This window comes from Streptomyces sp. NPDC050703, assembly GCF_040654435.1.
Lineage (GTDB): Bacteria > Actinomycetota > Actinomycetes > Streptomycetales > Streptomycetaceae > Streptomyces.
The window spans coordinates 226,649-245,627 of sequence record NZ_JBFAHX010000006.1 but is presented as its reverse complement, the minus strand read 5'-3'; the positions used below and the strand labels follow the sequence as shown (position 1 = coordinate 245,627).

The 18,979-nt window shown below is 72.7% G+C and carries 13 protein-coding genes; 12 read left to right on the top strand and 1 reads right to left on the bottom strand.

Annotated features, from left to right (window positions below; genetic code table 11):
* Positions 1-20 precede the first annotated feature (20 nt).
* The 9 genes from AB0I16_RS08585 to obgE all read left to right on the top strand — a co-directional run bounded on the left by AB0I16_RS08585 (position 21) and on the right by obgE (position 13,194).
* Entirely contained in the window at positions 21-1,946 is a 1,926-nt protein-coding gene (locus AB0I16_RS08585) for a TIGR03960 family B12-binding radical SAM protein (protein WP_363248555.1), read from the top strand.
* Positions 1,947-1,992: 46 nt separating this feature from the next.
* A complete protein-coding gene (locus AB0I16_RS08580) occupies positions 1,993-2,538 on the top strand; it encodes a GNAT family N-acetyltransferase (RefSeq protein ID WP_363248554.1) in 546 nt (181 codons plus the stop codon).
* A gap of 6 nt (positions 2,539-2,544) precedes the next feature.
* Complete coding sequence (locus AB0I16_RS08575) at positions 2,545-4,005, top strand: hypothetical protein (protein WP_363248553.1); 1,461 nt, start codon at positions 2,545-2,547, stop codon at positions 4,003-4,005.
* A gap of 132 nt (positions 4,006-4,137) precedes the next feature.
* The gene (locus AB0I16_RS08570; protein ID WP_363248552.1) at positions 4,138-4,935 is read left to right on the top strand and encodes a TIGR03936 family radical SAM-associated protein; all 798 of its coding nucleotides are present in this window, start codon (positions 4,138-4,140) and stop codon (positions 4,933-4,935) included.
* A 236-nt stretch (positions 4,936-5,171) separates the two neighbouring features.
* On the top strand, positions 5,172-9,239 hold the full coding sequence (locus AB0I16_RS08565; RefSeq protein ID WP_363248551.1) for an Rne/Rng family ribonuclease: 4,068 nt from the start codon (positions 5,172-5,174) through the stop codon (positions 9,237-9,239).
* 223 nt (positions 9,240-9,462) lie between these two features.
* The gene (locus tag AB0I16_RS08560; RefSeq protein WP_363248550.1) at positions 9,463-10,809 is read left to right on the top strand and encodes a phospholipase D-like domain-containing protein; all 1,347 of its coding nucleotides are present in this window, start codon (positions 9,463-9,465) and stop codon (positions 10,807-10,809) included.
* A gap of 195 nt (positions 10,810-11,004) precedes the next feature.
* Positions 11,005-11,325, top strand: a complete 321-nt coding sequence (gene rplU, locus AB0I16_RS08555) for a 50S ribosomal protein L21 (protein WP_055566950.1) — start codon at positions 11,005-11,007, stop codon at positions 11,323-11,325.
* Between the two features lie 14 nt (positions 11,326-11,339).
* A complete protein-coding gene (gene rpmA / locus AB0I16_RS08550; protein WP_062773847.1) occupies positions 11,340-11,594 on the top strand; it encodes a 50S ribosomal protein L27 in 255 nt (84 codons plus the stop codon).
* A gap of 160 nt (positions 11,595-11,754) precedes the next feature.
* Positions 11,755-13,194 (top strand): GTPase ObgE, encoded by a 1,440-nt coding sequence (gene obgE / locus AB0I16_RS08545; protein ID WP_363248549.1) that lies wholly within the window; start codon positions 11,755-11,757, stop codon positions 13,192-13,194.
* A 143-nt stretch (positions 13,195-13,337) separates the two neighbouring features.
* Here the strand turns inward: obgE and AB0I16_RS08540 are convergent, their stop codons facing one another.
* Positions 13,338-15,428, bottom strand: coding sequence for a hypothetical protein (locus AB0I16_RS08540; protein WP_363248548.1), 2,091 nt, complete (start codon positions 15,426-15,428; stop codon positions 13,338-13,340).
* A 310-nt stretch (positions 15,429-15,738) separates the two neighbouring features.
* Between AB0I16_RS08540 and proB the strand changes: the two genes are divergently transcribed.
* From proB to AB0I16_RS08525, 3 genes are all read left to right on the top strand, one after another.
* On the top strand, positions 15,739-16,866 hold the full coding sequence (gene proB, locus AB0I16_RS08535; protein ID WP_363248547.1) for a glutamate 5-kinase: 1,128 nt from the start codon (positions 15,739-15,741) through the stop codon (positions 16,864-16,866).
* 217 nt (positions 16,867-17,083) lie between these two features.
* Entirely contained in the window at positions 17,084-17,572 is a 489-nt protein-coding gene (locus tag AB0I16_RS08530; protein WP_363248546.1) for a hypothetical protein, read from the top strand.
* Between the two features lie 82 nt (positions 17,573-17,654).
* On the top strand, positions 17,655-18,947 hold the full coding sequence (locus tag AB0I16_RS08525; protein ID WP_363248545.1) for a glutamate-5-semialdehyde dehydrogenase: 1,293 nt from the start codon (positions 17,655-17,657) through the stop codon (positions 18,945-18,947).
* The last annotated feature ends 32 nt before the right edge of the window (positions 18,948-18,979 follow it).

The following is an 18,979-nucleotide window of genomic DNA, read 5'->3' as shown; positions in this document are numbered from 1 at the left end:
CCGGCTCATGAAGGTTCGCGATGTCTGTCGAATCGGTCTTCCCACAGCTCGAAGCTCTGCTCCCGCATGTGCAGAAGCCCATCCAGTACGTCGGCGGTGAGCTGAACTCCACCGTCAAGCCGTGGGACAGCTGCGACGTCCGCTGGGCGCTGATGTACCCCGACGCCTACGAGGTGGGCCTGCCCAACCAGGGCGTCATGATCCTCTACGAGGTGCTCAACGAACGCCAGGGCGTCCTCGCCGAGCGCACCTACAGCGTCTGGCCGGACCTGGAGGAGCTGATGCGCGAGCACCGGGTCCCGCAGTTCACGGTCGACAGCCACCGCCCGGTGAAGGCGTTCGACGTCTTCGGGCTCAGCTTCTCCACCGAGCTGGGCTACACCAACATGCTGACCGCCCTCGACCTCGCGGGCATCCCGCTGGAGTCCAGGGACCGCACGCTCGACGACCCGATCGTGCTCGCGGGCGGCCACGCCGCCTTCAACCCCGAGCCGATCGCCGACTTCATCGACGCGGCGATCATCGGCGACGGCGAGCAGGCCGTGCTCGACATGACGGAGATCATCCGCGCCTGGAAGGCCGAGGGCCGCCCCGGCGGGCGCGAGGAGGTCCTCTTCCGCCTGGCGAGGACCGGCTCGGTGTACGTCCCGGGGTTCTACGACGTCGAGTACCTCCCGGACGGCCGCATCGGCCGTGTCGTGCCGAACCGCAGCGGTGTGCCGTGGCGGGTCTCCAAGCACACCGTCATGGACCTCGACGAGTGGCCCTACCCCAAGCAGCCGCTCGTCCCGCTCGCCGAGACCGTCCACGAGCGCATGTCCGTGGAGATCTTCCGCGGCTGCACCCGCGGCTGCCGTTTCTGCCAGGCCGGCATGATCACGCGCCCCGTGCGGGAGCGAAGCATCACCGGCATCGGCGACATGGTCGACAAGGGTCTGAAGGCGACCGGCTTCGAGGAGGTCGGCCTGCTCTCGCTCTCCTCCGCGGACCACAGCGAGATCGGCGACATCGCCAAGGGCCTCGCCGACCGGTACGAGGAGGACAAGATCGGTCTGTCCCTCCCCTCGACCCGCGTCGACGCCTTCAACGTGGACCTCGCCAACGAACTGACCAGGAACGGCCGCCGCTCGGGCCTCACCTTCGCCCCCGAGGGCGGCTCCGAGCGCATGCGCAAGGTCATCAACAAGATGGTGTCCGAGGACGACCTCATCCGCACCGTCGCGACCGCGTACGGCAACGGCTGGCGCCAGGTGAAGCTGTACTTCATGTGCGGCCTGCCGACCGAGACCGACGAGGACGTCCTGCAGATCGCCGACATGGCGACCAAGGTCATCCAGAAGGGCCGCGAGGCGTCGGGGTCGAACGACATCCGCGCCACGGTGTCCATCGGCGGCTTCGTCCCCAAGCCGCACACGCCCTTCCAGTGGGCCCCGCAGCTCTCGGCCGAGGACACGGACGCCCGCCTCCTGAAGCTGCGCGACAAGATCCGCGGCGACAAGAAGTACGGCCGCTCGATCGGCTTCCGCTACCACGACGGCAAGCCCGGCATCGTCGAGGGCCTCCTCTCGCGCGGCGACCGCCGCGTCGGCGCCGTCATCCGCGCGGTCTACGAGGACGGCGGCCGCTTCGACGGCTGGCGCGAGCACTTCAGCTACGACCGCTGGATGCGGTGCGCCGAGAAGACGCTGCCCGAGATGGGCGTCGACGTCGACTGGTACACGACGCGTGAGCGCACGTACGAGGAGGTCCTGCCCTGGGACCACCTGGACTCCGGCCTCGACAAGGACTGGCTCTGGGAGGACTGGCAGGACTCGCTCGACGAGACCGAGGTCGAGGACTGCCGCTGGACGCCCTGCTTCGACTGCGGCGTGTGCCCGCAGATGGACACCCAGATCCAGATCGGCCCGACCGGCAAGAAGCTGCTGCCGCTCACGGTCGTGAAGTAGCGGCGGGGGAAGAGCAGGAAGACAGAGACCGAAGCGTCGCGTCCGCGTGCCCGAACTCGCCCTGCCCACCGGTCTGGTGCACCGCTCCTTCATCGCCGCGATGGAGGAGTTCCGGGCCGAGGGGCGCGGCGGGGACGCCGACGACACGACGCTCGGTCACACCCTGCGGGTCTACGGCGGCACGTGGCACGACCCCGCGGTCTTCGAGCGGTACGTCGCCGAGGCCCGTGCCGCCGCCCACCCGGCCGAGCCGTACTCCGTCCCCGTCACGTCCCTCTGGTACGTCGACGGCACCGACTACGTCGGCCGCATCGCCGTACGGCACAGCATCGCCACGCGCTTCCTGCGCGAGTACGGCGGACACATCGGCTACGACGTCAGGCCGACCGCGCGCCGCCGCGGCCACGCCACCGACATGCTGCGCGCCTGCCTGCCGTACGCCGCGGCCCTCGGCCTGGAGTCCGTCCTCGTCACCTGCGACACCGACAACACCGGATCGCGCAAGGTCATCGAGGCGGCGGGCGGCACGTTCGAGGACGCGCGGGGCGGAAAGCTGCGGTACTGGATCCGTACCGCGCCCGTGTGCGTCTAGGACGACATGGACCTGGAGAAACGTCCCGTCCCCGGCGTCGCCCCTGCCCCCGGCGCCGAGCCGCAGCGGGCACCCGAGCGGGCCGAGGGGTGTCTCGCCGTCGCCATCCGCGTCCCGGTGCGCATCGTGGTGCTGGTGCTCGTCGTGCCGGTGCGCCTCGTGTGGGACGCGCTGGCCGTGGCAGGGCGGTTCGTGTACCGCAGCGCGCTCAGGCCGGTCGGGCGGGGCGTCGCCGCCGTACTGACATGGCTGTTCAAGGCCGTATTCGTGTGGCCGTGGGCGGCGCTGTGGCGGTACGTGATGGTGCCGCTCGGAGTGGGGCTCGCGTGGTTGGGGCGGGTGCTGTTCGTGGTGCCCGCGGTGTGGCTGTACCGGGCCGTGCTGGCGCCGGTCGGGCGCGGCATCGTGGCGGGCGTCCTCGGCGCGGGGGCGGGCATCGCCTGGCTGGTGCGGAACCTGGCCGTGACCCCGGCGGTCCGGCTCTGGCGCTGCCTCGCGGTGATCCCGGCCCGCTGGCTCCACGCCCACGCGCTGACCCCGCTCGGCCACGCGCTCGCCCGGCTGGCCCGCGGCCTCGGCACCGGCGCCACGGCCGCGGGGCGCGCCATCGGGGCGGCCCTGGTCTGGCTGGCCAGGGCGGTCTTCGTGTGGCCGTGGATCGGGCTGTGGCGGTACGGAGTGGTGCCGCTCGGGGCGGGCCTCGCGTGGCTGGGGCGGGTGCTGTTCGTGGTGCCCGCGGTGTGGCTGTACCGGACCGTGCTCACGCCGGCCGGGCACGGCATCGCCTGGTGCTGCCGGGGGATCGGCGCGGGCACCGCCTGGCTGGCACGCGGGTTGTGGGCCGGGGTCTCGTGGGTGGGGTGCGGGTTGTGGGCGGGGGTCTCGTGGGTGGGGCGCGGGTTGTGGGCCGGGGTCTCGTGGGTGGGGCGCGGGCTCTGGGCCGTCGTCGCCACGCTCTGCCGCTGGGTCCTCGTCGTCCCCGCCGTCGCCGTGTGGCGCTGGGTGCTCGCCCCGCTCGGGCGCGCCGTCGCCGTCGTGGCCCGCGAGGTCGGCGCCGCGCTCGGCCACGCCTGGCGCGTCGCCGGACACGTCTCGCTCGCCATCGGCCGGTTCCTCGCCAGGCTCCTGCGGTGGATCTTCGTCGAGCCGGTGCGCTGGGCCTACCGCTCCGTGCTCACCCCCGCGGGCCACATGGTCCGCGACACCGTGTGGCGCCCCGCGGCCCGAGCGGTACGCGAGGTGCGCGCCACGGCCCGGCAGGCCCTGGCCTCCGCACGCGCGAGCATCCGGCAGGCGCGGGCCGACGTCCGCCGCACCCTGTTCGGGGCACCCGCCGAGCCCCGGCCGGTGCCCGCACGGCCGCGACCGGAGCCCGTACCGGTGGCCCGGCGGGAACTCGCCACGCCCGAGCCGCGTAATCTAGAGAAGAACCCCGGGAGTGCAGTTTCCCCGCCTGCGCGGGGGTGATCCCGACCGGACGACGCCGGGCAGGCGCCGTCCGGACTGCTCCCCGCCCAGGCGGGGCCCTTCCCGGACCGCACACAAGGAGACGTTCCACTGGGCAAGCGACAGCCCGAAGGCCCGCCGCCCGCACCCGCGGTGCAGCGCATCCGCCTGCGTTACACCAAGCGCGGCCGCCTCCGGTTCACCAGCCACCGTGACTTCCAGCGCGCCTTCGAGCGTGCGCTGCGCCGCGCCGAGGTGCCCATGGCCTACTCGGCGGGGTTCACCCCGCACCCGAAGGTGTCGTACGCCAACGCCGCACCCACCGGCACGGGCAGCGAGGCCGAGTACCTGGAGATCGCGCTCACCGCGCCGCGCGACCCCGAGACCCTGCGCGACCTGCTCAACGAGTCGCTGCCGGACGGCCTCGACATCACCGACGCCGTCGAGTCCCGCACCTCGGGCCTCGCCGACCGGCTGACCGCGTCCGTCTGGGAACTGCGCCTGGCCGGCGTCGAGACCGCGGACGCGGCCCGCGCCGCCGAGCGGTTCCGGGAGGCGGAGACGGTCGAGGTGCAGCGCCGCACGAAGAACGGCATGCGCACCTTCGACGCCCGCGAAGCGGTCGTGAGCCTCGAAGCGGTCGCCGACGACGAGGCGATCACGCACGACACCGATAGGCCGAGCGACAAGCCCTGTGCGATACTGCGGCTGGTTGTTCGGCACGTAACACCTGCCGTACGACCTGACGACGTCCTGTCCGGTCTCCGAGCCGTGGCCGACCTGGCGCCGCCGGTCCCCGCAGCGGTGACCAGGCTGGCGCAGGGGCTTTTCGATGAAGAGACCGGCACGGTGACCGACCCGCTCGCGCCCGACCGCGAGGCAGTTCCGGCCGCATCAACGGCCGCCGTGACTGCCGCCGCGAAGGCGCCTGCGACGGAAGGCCCCCGGTAAGGACGTACGTCGAAGCGCCGCCCTCGTACTCGGGAGCCATCTGGGTCGGGCAGCGCACTGACCGAGACTTTCGCCAGGCCGTCCGCAAGTGGGCGTACGGAACCGGCGAGACAAGACACAGAGAGCTCCCGTGCGGCGCCCCCGCCCCCGGATGACGGCCCCGCGCACCTAGCGCGAGCCGTGGACATCACCGGACCAGGCGCGGCGCCCGGGAGCGTGACGGGAGAACCGCCCGCATGCTTGAGCCGAACGACCCCACTGAGGGCTCGCAGAACGACAGCCCCAGCGACACCCTGCCGCCGCGCCGCAGGCGCCGCGCCGCCTCCCGCCCCGCGGGCCCGCCCGCCGAGGCCGCCGCCCCGGCCGCAGCGGCCACCCCCGCCGCCGAAGAGGCCGCACCGGCCGCCGAGGCCCCCGCGCCCGCCGCCGAAGAGGCCGCACCGGCCCCGCGCCCGCGTCGCCGCGCCACCCGCCGCGCCTCCGCGCCGGCCGGTTCGCCGGGGACCGCCGAGGCCGCGGAGCCCGCCGCGCCGGCCGCCGAGCCCGAGCCCGAGCCGGTCGCCGAAGAGGCCGCACCGGCCCCGCGCCCGCGCCGCCGCGCCACCCGCCGCGCCTCCGCGCCCGCGGGCTCCCCGCAGTCCGCCGCCGATGAGACGGCCGCCGCTGCCGAGGAGGCGCCCGCCACCGCTCCCGCGCCGGCCGCCGACGAGCAGCCGGAGGAGGCCGCGCCGCGCCGTGCGCGCCGCCGCGCCACCCGTGGCACCTCCGCGCCCGCCGCCGAGGCCCCCGCCGCCGAGGAGAAGGCTCCCGCGAAGGCCGTCGAGAAGGCTCCCGCGAAGACCGCCGAGAAGGCGGCCCCGGCCGATGAGCCCGCCGCCGAGCCCGCCGAGCCCGCCGAGGACGGTGCCCCGCGCGGCCGTCGCCGCCGTGCCACGCGCAAGGCCGCGGCCGGTTTCTCCGCGCCCGCCGGCCACAAGGCCCGCAAGGCGTCCGTCGCCGACGAGTCCGGTGAGGAAGGCCGCCGCAAGCCGGCCCGCCCCGCCGTCGCCGTCTTCCAGGCGCCCGTGTTCGCCGCGCCGATGTTCCAGACCCCGGAGAGCGCCGCCGCGGCAGCCGCCGCCGAGGCCGCCGAGGAGGCCGAGGAGGAGACCGTCGCCCCGGTGGCGGAGGAGGAGCCGGCACCGCGCCGGCGCCGTCGCCGCCGCGCCGCCGACGAGCAGCCCGCCGCCGAGGAGCGCGAGCCCGCCAAGGCCGCGGTCGAGGAGCAGCCCGCCCGGACTCCCGACGACAGCGACACCGACAGCGACACGGACACCGCCGCCGAGGCCGAGCAGGCCGACGCCGACGACGACGGCGACGACTCCGGTGAGCGTCAGGGCCGTCGCCGCCGCCGCGGTGGCCGTCGTCGCCGCCGTGGTGACGCCGCAGAGCACGAGGGCGAGCACGACGCCGACGCCGAGGAGACCGCCGCCGAGCACGCCGACGAGGACGCCGCCGACGCCGCCGACGGCGCCGAGCAGGACGACGACGCGGACGACGCCGCCGAGTCCGCCGGCTCGGGTTCGAGCAGCAGCCGCCGTCGCCGTCGCCGCCGCCGTCGCGCCGGTGACTCCGCCGAGGGCGAGCCGGGCGACGGCGACCCGGAGCGTACGGTCGTCAAGGTCCGCGAGCCGCGGGAGCGGCGCGCGAAGGACACCGAGCGCGAGCCCGGCACCGGCGCCGACGAGGTCCAGTCCATCAAGGGCTCGACCCGTCTGGAGGCCAAGAAGCAGCGCCGCCGCGAGGGCCGTGAGCAGGGCCGCCGCCGCGTGCCGATCATCACCGAGGCCGAGTTCCTGGCCCGCCGCGAGGCCGTCGAGCGCGTGATGGTCGTCCGGCAGAACGGCGAGCGCACCCAGATCGGCGTCCTGGAAGACAACGTGCTCGTGGAGCACTACGTCAACAAGGAGCAGGCCACCTCGTACGTCGGCAACGTCTACCTGGGCAAGGTCCAGAACGTGCTGCCGTCGATGGAGGCCGCCTTCATCGACATCGGCAAGGGCCGCAACGCCGTCCTGTACGCCGGTGAGGTCAACTTCGAGGCGCTGGGCATGGCCAACGGCCCCCGGCGCATCGAGTCCGCCCTGAAGTCCGGCCAGTCGGTCCTCGTGCAGGTCACCAAGGACCCGATCGGCCACAAGGGCGCCCGCCTGACCAGCCAGGTCTCGCTGCCGGGCCGCTACCTCGTGTACGTGCCCGAGGGCTCCATGACCGGCATCAGCCGCAAGCTGCCCGACACCGAGCGCGCGCGGCTGAAGACCATCCTCAAGAAGATCGTCCCCGAGGACGCGGGCGTCATCGTGCGCACCGCCGCCGAGGGCGCGAGCGAGGACGAGCTGCGCCGCGACGTCGAGCGGCTCCAGGCGCAGTGGGAGGACATCCAGAAGAAGTCCAAGATGTCCATCACCAGCTCGCCGAGCCTGCTGTACGGCGAGCCGGACATGACCGTCCGGGTGGTCCGCGACATCTTCAACGAGGACTTCTCCAAGGTCATCGTCAGCGGCGACGAGGCGTGGGAGACCATCCACGGCTACGTCGAGCACGTCGCGCCCGACCTGTCGGACCGCCTCACGCGCTGGACCTCCGAGGTCGACGTCTTCGCGACGTACCGGATCGACGAGCAGCTCGCGAAGGCCCTCGACCGCAAGGTCTGGCTGCCGAGCGGCGGCTCGCTGGTGATCGACAAGACCGAGGCGATGATCGTCGTCGACGTCAACACCGGCAAGTTCACCGGCCAGGGCGGCAACCTCGAAGAGACCGTGACCAGGAACAACCTGGAGGCGGCCGAGGAGATCGTGCGTCAGCTCCGGCTGCGCGACCTCGGCGGCATCGTCGTCATCGACTTCATCGACATGGTCCTTGAGTCCAACCGGGACCTGGTCCTGCGCCGTCTGCTCGAATGCCTCGGGCGCGACCGTACGAAGCACCAGGTCGCGGAGGTCACCTCGCTCGGCCTGGTCCAGATGACCCGCAAGCGTGTCGGCCAGGGGCTCCTGGAGTCCTTCTCCGAGACGTGCGTGCACTGCAACGGCCGCGGTGTCATCGTGCACATGGAGCAGCCCACCTCCGCCGGTGGCGGCGGCAAGCGCAAGAAGCGCGGCCGCGGCGGCTCCGACCAGCACGACCACAGTCACGAGCACACCCACGAGCACGAGGTCGCCGACGGCTCCGAGAGCGTCGAGGCCGAGACCGAGGCCGAGGTCGCGGCGGAGGCCGCCGCCCCGGTGGCCCTGCCCGAGCCGGAGTTCGTCGCGGACGAGGAGCTGTACAGCAGCGCCGCCGAGGCCGAGGCCGCCGCGTCCCGCAGTGGCCGCTCGCGCCGCCGTGCGACCCGCAGGGCGTCGGCTCCGGCGGGCGCTCCCCGGGCGGAGTCCGCTCCGGTGGAGGAGCCGCGGGGCGAGGCCGGGGCCGAGCGTTCCGAGGTCCCGCAGGAGGAGGCCCCGAAGGCGCGTACGCCCAAGAAGTCGGGCAAGCGGGCCAGGGCCGCCGAGCGGGCGGCGGAGAAGGCCGCGCAGGCCGAGGCGGCCGAGACCGCCGAGCCCGCCGAGGTCGCCGAGGCCGAGGTGCCGGTCGTCGAGTCCGACGTGGCGCGCACCGCGGCGCCGGCCGCCGAGGACCCGGTCGTCGGTACCCCGGAGGCCGTCGAGGCCGCCCACGAGGCCCCCGCGGCCGCTGCCGAGGCCCCCGTGGACGACGCCGCGCCGAAGGGGCGTACGCGCCGCCGCGCGGTCCGCAAGGCGACGTCGCCCGCCGGTTCGCCGAAGGCCGCGGAGAGCGCGCCCGAGGCCGCCGAGGTCGTCGTGGCCCCGGCGCCCAAGGCCGAGCCGGTGGCGGAGCCCGCCGCCGAGCCCGCCGCCGAGCCGGTGGCGGAGGCGCCCGCGGCGGACGCCGCTCCGGCCCGTCCGCGCCGCCGTGCGGTGCGCAAGGCCACCGCGCCGACCGCGTCCGAGGAGGCGGCCGTCGTGGTCGTCCCCGCGGCGGAGAAGCCGCAGGTCCCGGAGGCGCAGGCCGCCGAGGAGCCCGCGGCGGAGGCCGAGGCCCCCGCTCCGGCCAAGAAGACGGCGCGCAAGGCGGCCAAGAAGGCGCCCGCGAAGAAGACGGCGGCCAAGAAGACCGCCGCCAAGAAGACGGCCGCCAAGACGACGACCGCGAAGAAGACCGCGGCCAAGAAGACGACGGCCAAGAAGGCGACGAAGGCGACCGCCAAGAAGACGGTGGCGGCCGAGCAGTCGGCGCCCTCGGTCTCGGCGTCCAGCGAGAGCTGACGCCCGGCGCGACCCGTGCCCCCCTGCCCGGCCCCCGCGGCCGGACAGGGGGGCACACGCGTGTCCGAGAAGCGGCGCCGCCGTGGCTCGAAAGCGTGAACCACACCCCCTGGCCTTGGTGCGCGTGTGGCCACCTGCAAAACTCATGCGGTCCGACGGATGAACAGAGGCGTGAGCGCGCGGTTGGGGAGACCGTGCCCGGGCCTCGGGGGAGGGATGACAGATGGCGCAAGCGCGCCTGCGTGGCACGGGACGGCACCGTGCGGTGAAGCCGGTCAAGGGCGGCCGTCAGGCCGTGGCGCTCGCCACGGTCCTCTCGGCGGCGGGCATCCAGGCCGCAGGTTCGGTGGGGACCGCGTCCGCGGACGCGCCGAGGACCTGGACGGAGGGGCCGATCTTCAACGACCCCAAGGGCACCCCCGACCAGCAGTACGCGGTCCGCAGCCGGCTCGTGGAGCTGACCGAGTCGGCGGTGAAGGGCTCGACGATCAAGGTCGCGGTCTACCACGTGTGGGAGGCCACGGTCGTCAACGCCCTGGTCGACGCCAAGAAGCGCGGCGTCCACGTGCAGATCCTGCTGGACGAGACCAGCAGGAGCGACCGGCCGACGAACACCTCGTACGCCACGCTCAAGGAGGCGCTCGGCACCAACAAGAGCAAGTCGTCCTTCGTGGCGCTCTGCCCGACCGACAAGTCGTGCCTCGGCAACCCGCGGTACGGCAAGTCGATCATGCACAACAAGTTCTGGCTGTTCTCGGAGGTCAAGGGCGCCAAGGACGTCGTCGTGCAGACCACGTCGAACTCGACGCCGTCGGCGCACACGAAGTTCTACAACGACGCCCTGCTGCTGCCGGACAACCCGGCGATGTACGACGCCTACGCGGAGTACTTCACGGACATGCTGGGCAAGCGCTGGCAGGACTGGGACTACCGCACGGTCAGCAGCGGCCGCTACAAGTCGTACTTCTTCCCGCGCAACGGCTCGGTCAACGAGACCGACACCATGTACTCCGTCCTGAACAACGTGAAGTGCACGTACAAGGACACCGCGGGTGTGACGCAGCACACCAAGGTCCGTGCCGCGATATTCAAGATCACGCGCAAGCAGATCGCCGACAAGCTCGTCTCGCTGAAGAAGGCCGGCTGCTCGGTGAGCATCCTCTACGCCGAGACGGACAGCGCCAAGAGCCAGAACGGCACCCCCGGCACCTGGGAGCAGCTCCACAAGTCCGGCGGCCCCTCGGTGCGCTGCTTCAACGACGACCGGGACCCCTCACGCCCCGGCTCCCGGCTGACCACGCCGTACATCATCCACTCGAAGTACCTGCTCATCGACGGCATGTACGACGGCAAGCGGAACAAGGTCTCCTTCACGGGGTCGCAGAACTACACCGCTCCCGCGCTGCGCGAGAACGACGAGGCGATCGTGAAGATCGACGACGACTCGGTGCACGACACCTACCGCTCGCACTTCAACCGCACCCGGACCGTGGCCTGGCCGGGCAGTGCCGACAAGACCGATCTGTGCAAGGGCGTCAAGCCGCTGCCGCCGGACGGCGAGCCCACGTGAGCCGGGGTGCGGGGCCGGTTTGACCCGTCCGGGTCGGCCCCGTAACCTTGACCGTCGGCGTGTTCCTATGCACCGCCACCCCCTGTAAACCTCTTTCCTCCCGAGTCGTGGGCACTGTCCCGGGTCGGGAGAGGCCGCTCGCTCCGCGGGCGGCTGGACTGCGGGGGCCCCGTTCCGAGCGAGAGAGAGATCCGCGTGTACGCCATCGTGCGCAGCGGTGGTCGCCAGCACAAGGTTGCTGTCGACGACATCGTTGAGGTTGACAAGATTTCCACTGCCAAGGTTGGCGACACGGTCGAGCTCTCGACCCTGCTCGTTGTCGACGGCGACGCCGTGACCAGCGACCCGTGGGTCCTGGCCGGCATCAAGGTGCAGGCCGAGGTCGTGGACCACCACAAGGGTGCCAAGATCGACATCCTGCGGTACAAGAACAAGACCGGCTACCGCCGCCGTCAGGGTCACCGTCAGCAGTACACGGCGATCAAGATCACCGGCATCCCCACGGCTGCGAAGTAAGGGACTGAGACAAGATGGCACACAAGAAGGGCGCATCGTCCACTCGGAACGGGCGCGATTCCAATGCTCAGCGGCTCGGCGTGAAGCGCTTCGGCGGTCAGGTCGTCAACGCCGGTGAGATCCTGGTCCGCCAGCGCGGCACCCACTTCCACCCGGGCTCGGGCGTCGGCCGCGGCAAGGACGACACCCTGTTCGCGCTGGACGCCGGTTCGGTGGAGTTCGGTACCCACCGTGGCCGCAAGGTCGTGAACATCGTTCCGGTCGCCTGAGTCCGTCTTTCCGACTGACTAGGCGCTCGTCGAGCGAGTTCTGCGAGGGCGGACCTCTCTTCCCGGTTTCGGGAAGCGGGTCCGCCTTTCGCGTGTTTCAGAAGAAGCACGCCCAGAAAGACATACCCAGCAGTAAGCAATTCGCAGGAGGCACCCCGCTATGACCACCTTCGTGGACCGCGTCGAGCTGCACGCCGCCGCGGGTAACGGAGGCCACGGCTGTGCCTCCGTCCACCGTGAGAAGTTCAAGCCGCTCGGCGGCCCGGACGGCGGCAACGGCGGCCGTGGCGGTGACGTCATCCTGGTCGTCGACCAGGACGTCACGACACTGCTCGACTACCACCACAGCCCGCACCGCAAGGCCACCAACGGCCAGCCCGGCGCCGGCGACAACCGCTCGGGCAAGGACGGCCAGGACCTGATCCTGCCCGTCCCCGACGGCACGGTCGTCCTCGACAAGGCGGGCAACGTCCTCGCGGACCTCGTCGGCCAGGGCACCACGTTCGTCGCGGGCCAGGGCGGCCGCGGCGGCCTCGGCAACGCGGCCCTGGCCTCGGCCCGCCGCAAGGCTCCCGGCTTCGCGCTGCTCGGGGTGCCCGGCGAGGAGCGGGACATCGTCCTTGAGCTCAAGACCGTCGCCGACGTCGCCCTCGTGGGCTACCCGAGCGCGGGCAAGTCCTCGCTGATCTCCGTGCTGAGCGCCGCGAAGCCGAAGATCGCCGACTACCCCTTCACCACGCTGGTGCCCAACCTCGGCGTCGTGACCGCGGGCTCGACCGTCTACACCGTCGCCGACGTGCCCGGCCTCATTCCGGGCGCGAGCCAGGGCCGCGGCCTCGGCCTCGAATTCCTGCGGCACGTGGAGCGGTGCAGCGTGCTCGTGCACGTGCTCGACACGGCGACCCTGGAGTCCGACCGCGACCCCGTCTCCGACCTCGACGTCATCGAGGCCGAGCTGCGGGAGTACGGCGCGGGCCTGGAGAACCGGCCGCGCGTCGTCGTCCTGAACAAGATCGACGTGCCGGACGGCCAGGACCTCGCCGACCTGGTCCGCCCCGACCTGGAGGAGCGCGGCTACCGCGTCTTCGAGGTCTCCGCCGTGGCGCACAAGGGCCTCAAGGAGCTCTCCTTCGCCCTGGCGGAGCTGGTCTCCGAGGCGCGTGCCGCGAAGCCGAAGGAGGAGGCGACCCGTATCGTCATCCGGCCCAAGGCCGTGGACGACAGCGGCTTCACGGTCGTCCGCGAGGACGACGGCATCTTCCGCGTGCGCGGCGAGAAGCCGGAGCGCTGGGTGCGCCAGACGGACTTCAACAACGACGAGGCCGTCGGCTACCTCGCGGACCGCCTCAACCGCCTCGGCGTCGAGGACGAGCTGATGAAGGCGGGCGCGCGCGCCGGTGACGGCGTCGCGATCGGCCCCGAGGAGAACGCGGTCGTCTTCGACTGGGAGCCGACGATGATGGCCGGCGCCGAGATGCTGGGCCGCCGCGGCGAGGACCACCGCCTGGAGGCCCCGCGCCCCGCCGCCCAGCGCCGCCGCGACCGCGAGGCGGAGCGCGACGAGGCGCAGCGCGCGTACGACGACTTCGAGCCGTTCTAGGCCCTCGTCCCCGGGGGACAGTGCCCCGAAGGGCGCGGGGACCCGCGCGACCAGCCACGATGGCGCCGCGGTGCGCCGATCACAAGGAAAGGGCCCCGGAGCTTCAAGCTCCGGGGCCCTTTCCTGTCATCCGTCCGGGAGGACTACGCGGTGACGGAGTCCTCCGCGCCCGGCGACTCCGCCGGGTCCTGCTCCGTCTCCTCCGCGGCCTCCTCCGCGACCCGCTGGCCGGGGATGTCCGCGTCGATGCGGGAGGCCATGCGGGCGCGCCTGGCGTCGGCCTGGGCGCTCAGGGCGAGGGCCGCCGCGTTGAAGCGGACCAGGGACGGCGGGTCCGAGGGGCCCAGGAGGTGCTCCTTGAGCTCGGCACGGTCCTCCGCGCGGGTGTCCAGCTCCGGGGAGCGCACGGACCGCAGGAGGGCCGCCACGCCGTCCGCCTCGGGCGTGAGGATCGTCCCCGCGGACGCCGTCGGGAAGCTCGCGCGGAACTCCGCCTCCGACATGCCCGCCGTGTTGGCGACGGCGTACGGCTTCTCGCTGCTCAGCCAGTCGGAGACCACCGAGGAGACGTCGCTGATCAGCAGGTCCGCCTGGTTGAAGCAGGAGAAGATCGCCGGGCGCGCCGACGTGATGATCTGGTGCTCCCACTCGGGGAAGGAGGCCCAGTACGCCGCCTCCCAGGCGGCGGTCGCCTCGGCCACGGCGGCCTGCTGGTCGCCGTCGGGCGAGCCCTGGAGCATCATCCGCTCCTGCTCGTCCGCGCTCTTGCGGAACCGGGTCGCCGTCAGCTCGTCGAGCGCGGCGGCCCGCCGGGCCAGCTCGGCGGCGGCCTCGGGCCCGGGGCGGGCACCGGAGCGCTGGGTGTTGGCCGCGAGGATCATCGCCTTGATGCGCTCGTTGGCGGCACCGGCGCGCGGGTCCTGCGAGCCGGTCATCGGGTGCGGCTTGTACAGGAGGCGCACGCCCGGGTCGGCGAGCAGCTCGCGGACGATGTTCTCACCGGCCAGGACGACCGAGGTGTTGCCGGGGTTGCCGTCCCAGCCCTCCCAGGTGGGGGCGTAGAGGACCGTGGTGTACGGGCCCGTGGGCGCCCCCGAGTAGGGCTTGATGGGGGACAGCTGCGGGCGGCCCACCTCGACGACGTCCTTGTCGTCCACGCCGATGTCCGCGAGCTGGTAGCGGTCGCGGGCCGCGGGGCCTGCCACCCACACCTGGTCGTACGCCTTCGCGTAGGGGTTGCAGGAGGACAGCTTGTCGCTCTCGCCGTGGTTGATGAAGGCGTGCTTGATGGTGGGGATGCGCAGGACCTGGGAGGTCTTCGCGGCGTTCGCCGGGTGCAGCAGCATCTTCAGCGTCGACGTCTCCAGGGAGAACATCGTGGCGACCTTCGGGAAGCAGATGATCGGGACGTCGGTCGCGTCGATCTTCTGGACCATGAACCGCTCGCGCAGCACGATCAGCGGCTTGCCGTCGAGCCGGGAGAGGGTGGAGAGCCACATGTTGGCCTGGTACGCCGACGTGGTGCCGCCCGAGAAGTACATGCCGACGGTCGGCTTGTACTCGGCCAGCCACTCGTCGAGCCACTCCATGACCTTCTGGTCGTTCTTCGCCCGCTTCTTCGGCAGCAGCCAGGTGCCGAGGTAGGCCGCGCCGAAGCCGATCAGGACGATCGACACGCCGAGGCCGATGCCGCCCCAGTAGGCGTCGGCGGTGGCCGCGGTGGCCAGCAGGCCGGCCGTGGCGGGCACCGAGAACGTCAGCAGGCGGTGGGCCTGCCGGCGGGAGAGGATGCGCGGCGGCGCGGCCGTCAGGTGCAGCGCCGAGGTGTCGATGTTGCGCGTGACGATCGGCAGCGAACGGCTGCGGCGCACGAGCACGGCGAGGGCCTGGCAGACGAAGTGCAGGGCGTAGAACGCGAGCAGCGCGATCGTCAGCGGCGACTGCTCGGCCAGCGGTTCGATGCCGTCTATGCGCAGCAGGCCGACCAGGATCAGCATGTCCCGCAGCAGCTGGCGGACCGTGACGTCGAACCGGATCTTGCCGAGGAGCGACAGGAGGCCCGGCTGCTTGTACTGCAGGTAGATGTCGAGCGCGAGGTTCGCTGCCGCCGCGGCGACGAACACCGGCACGTAGGGGAGCAGTGCGCTCACGAGCTGGGCCGTGAAGAGCGCGAACATCGAGAACAGCGCTGACAGCTGCACGATGCGTCGAGGGACGAGTCCGGCAGAGGGCACGGGCGTGGGCTCCTGGCGGGGGATGGAGAGGGATCGGGGGGGAAGTCGAAGAAGTCGAGGAAGTCGACCACTGACCGTATGACGCGCGGTACCTCCGTAGCAATCTTCCGTGACAACAATCACCGAAAACTGGGGCAAACAGGACTGAACCGGGGGGTTGTCTTCTTCCTCGTCACCCGTTCGGCGGTGTTGGGTCCGCCCTTCGGAATGCACGGGCGCCCGGCCGGGATGCTCGCGTAGATTGCTGGTCCGGCACATCCCGGGCCCCGGTTCGCGGGCTCCGGAGCACCAGGAGCACTTGGGGAAGAGCGTGGCAGCGGCAAGGCAGTCGGTGGCAGGGGCCCAGCGGGTCGTCGTCAAGGTCGGGTCCTCGTCCCTGACGACCGCGTCGGGGGGCCTGGACGCGGACCGCGTCGACGCGCTCGTGGACGCGCTCGCCAAGGCCAGGGGGGACGGCGCGCGCGAGATCGTCCTGGTCTCCTCCGGCGCCATCGCGGCGGGACTCGCCCCGCTCGGCCTCGCGAAGCGGCCCAAGGACCTGGCCCGCCAGCAGGCCGCCGCCAGCGTCGGCCAGGGGCTGCTCGTGGCCCGCTACACCGCCTCCTTCGCGCGCTACGGCGTACGTGTCGGACAGGTGCTCCTCACCTCCGACGACATGGCGCGCCGCGCCCACCACCGCAACGCCTCCCGCACCCTGGACCAGCTCATCGCCATGGGCGCGCTGCCCGTGGTCAACGAGAACGACACGGTGGCGACCGACGAGATCCGCTTCGGCGACAACGACCGCCTGGCGGCCCTCGTCGCCCACCTCGTCCGCGCCGACCTCCTCGTACTCCTGTCCGACGTGGACGGCCTCTACGACGGCGACCCGGCGAGGCCGGACACCTCCCGGATCTCCGAGGTCACCGGACCCGCCGACCTGGCGCACGTCCAGATCGGCAGCGCGGGCAAGGCCGGGGTCGGCACCGGCGGCATGGTCACCAAGGTCGAGGCGGCGCGGATCGCCGCGGCCGCAGGCATCCCGGTCGTGCTGACCTCCGCGAGCCAGGCGGGCGACGCCCTCGCGGGCGGCGCCACCGGCACGTACTTCCACCGCACGGGGCGCCGCTCCGCCGACCGGCTCCTCTGGCTCCAGCACGCCTCCGAGCCGCGCGGCGCGCTCACCCTGGACGACGGGGCCGTACGCGCGGTCGTCGAGGGCCGCAAGTCGCTGCTGCCCGCGGGGATCGCGGAGGTCGAGGGCGACTTCGCCGCGGGGGACCCGGTCGAGCTGCGGGACACCGGCGGGCGTGCCGTCGCGCGCGGCCTGGTGAACTTCGACGCCAAGGAGCTGCCGCAGCTCCTCGGCCGCTCCACGCGGGACCTCGCGCGCGAACTCGGACCTGCGTACGAGCGGGAAGTCGTCCACCGGGACGATCTGGTGCTGCTGCACGGGTGACGCGGGGAGAAGCCCGCAGGTCGCCTCGCCACACGGGTCACATCAGCCTCCTCGGCCCCGGCCGAAAACCGTCACGGGCCGTCCCCGGCGGGCGGCCCGAGGGAGGGGAAACTCCGCGAAACGGCCCCGCGGGACCGCTTGGCCTGCTCAACTTTGACGAGAACGGTTCCGTCGAACCGTCACGTATCCGCATCGCCATCGCGTGAAGGAGGCCGTCGTGAGACGAGTGCGCCCGGGAGCGGCGTCCCGCGGCTCCGCGGAGCGGGCGCTGACGAGCGTCGCCGCGGGGGAGGCGTACGAGAGCGAGCCGCGGACCGTGCCGGAGGGCGCCGCGCGCGAGAGCGGGGACGGCGAGCCCGCCCAGGCGCCCCGCCTGTGGCACGTCACCCTGAGCGTCTCGGGGGCACGGGCCCCGCTGCAGGAGGTCAGGCGTGGCCTCGAACAGCTCGCCCACGACCACCCCTTCCTCCTCACCAGCCGCTACGCGCCCGACCACGCCGAGATCCGCTACTGGGAGGAGGCCCGCGACCTGCACGGCGCCGCCGCGGTCGCGCTCCGCCTCTGGGGCGAGCACCGGCAGAGCGCGCGGCTGCCCCCGTGGGAGATCGTGGGCCTCGAAGTGATCGACCGCGACACCTACCACCAGCGCGTGGCGGAGGGCTACGGTCCGTTGCCCGCCACCCCGGTCGGCGTGCACCCGTTTTGAGCCGTCGTCCCCGCCGCGCCCGCCGGTCTCGGGGACTGGAATACCGGGTGGACGCCCCGCGCGCGGGGATTACCCTGCGGGCATGACGTCGCTCTCTCCCGTCTCGCCGTACGACAACCTCTCGCCGGTCGCCCAGACCGCCTACCGCTCCCGCGGCGCCGCCGCCGCGCTCGCGCCGCTGCCACGCGCCGCGAAGGACGACGCGCTCCTCGCGATCGCCGACGCCCTTGAGGTGCGGACCAGCGAGATCGTCGCGGCCAACGCCGAGGACATCGCCCGCGCCCGCGAGGCCGGCACGAGCGAGGGCATCATCGACCGGCTCACCCTGACCCCCGAGCGGGTCCGCGCCATCGCCTGCGACGTGCGCGACGTGGCCGCCCTGCCCGACCCGGTCGGCGAGGTCGTCCGCGGCTCCACGCTCCCCAACGGCATCGACCTGCGCCAGGTCCGCGTCCCGCTCGGCGTCGTCGGGATCATCTACGAGGCCCGCCCCAACGTCACCGTGGACGCCGCCGCCCTCTGCCTGAAGTCCGGCAACGCCGTCCTGCTGCGGGGCTCGTCATCGGCGTACGCCTCGAACACCGCGCTGGTGCGGGTCCTGCGCGACGCCGTGCACGGCGCGGGCCTGCCCGCGGACGCCGTCCAGCTGGTCCCCGGCGAGAACCGCGACTCCGTGCGCGAGCTGATGCGCGCCCGCGGCCTGGTCGACGTGCTCATCCCGCGCGGCGGGGCCTCGCTGATCAAGACCGTCGTCGAGGAGTCCACCGTCCCCGTCATCGAGACGGGCACCGGCAACTGCCACGTGTACGTGGACGCCGCCGCCGACATCGACATGGCCGTCGACATCCTGGTCAACTCCAAGGCGCAGCGCCCCAGCGTCTGCAACGCCGCCGAGACGCTGCTCGTGCACCGCGACATCGCCGACGCCTTCCTGCCGCGCGCCCTGGACGCCCTCGCCGAGGCCGGCGTCACCGTCCACGCCGACGAGCGCGTCCTCGCCCTCGCCGAGGGCGGCAAGGCCACCGTCGTCCCCGCGACCACCGACGACTGGGAGACCGAGTACCTCAGTCACGACATCGCGGCCGCCGTCGTCGACACCCTGGAGCAGGCCGTCGAGCACATCCGCCTGTGGACCTCCGGGCACACCGAGGCCATCGTCACCACCTCGCAGCAGGCGGCCCGCCGCTTCACCCAGTTGGTGGACTCCACCACCGTCGCCGTGAACGCCTCGACGCGCTTCACCGACGGCGGGCAGTTCGGCTTCGGCGCCGAGATCGGCATCTCCACGCAGAAGCTGCACGCGCGCGGACCCATGGGGCTGCCCGAGCTGACCTCCACCAAGTACATCGTGACGGGGGACGGTCACATCCGCTGAATTGCCCTGCGCCCTGCCCACAGCGCACCTTC

What these genes read in the sequence shown, in the direction of transcription:
- AB0I16_RS08585 (WP_363248555.1), top strand. Translation starts at nt 21, where the DNA reads ATGTCTGTCGAATCGGTCTTCCCACAGCTCGAAGCTCTGCTCCCGCAT.
- AB0I16_RS08575 (WP_363248553.1), top strand. Translation starts at nt 2,545, where the DNA reads ATGGACCTGGAGAAACGTCCCGTCCCCGGCGTCGCCCCTGCCCCCGGC.
- AB0I16_RS08525 (WP_363248545.1), top strand. Translation starts at nt 17,655, where the DNA reads ATGACGTCGCTCTCTCCCGTCTCGCCGTACGACAACCTCTCGCCGGTC.
- AB0I16_RS08560 (WP_363248550.1), top strand. Translation starts at nt 9,463, where the DNA reads ATGGCGCAAGCGCGCCTGCGTGGCACGGGACGGCACCGTGCGGTGAAG.
- AB0I16_RS08565 (WP_363248551.1), top strand. Translation starts at nt 5,172, where the DNA reads ATGCTTGAGCCGAACGACCCCACTGAGGGCTCGCAGAACGACAGCCCC.
- obgE (WP_363248549.1), top strand. Translation starts at nt 11,755, where the DNA reads ATGACCACCTTCGTGGACCGCGTCGAGCTGCACGCCGCCGCGGGTAAC.
- rpmA (WP_062773847.1), top strand. Translation starts at nt 11,340, where the DNA reads ATGGCACACAAGAAGGGCGCATCGTCCACTCGGAACGGGCGCGATTCC.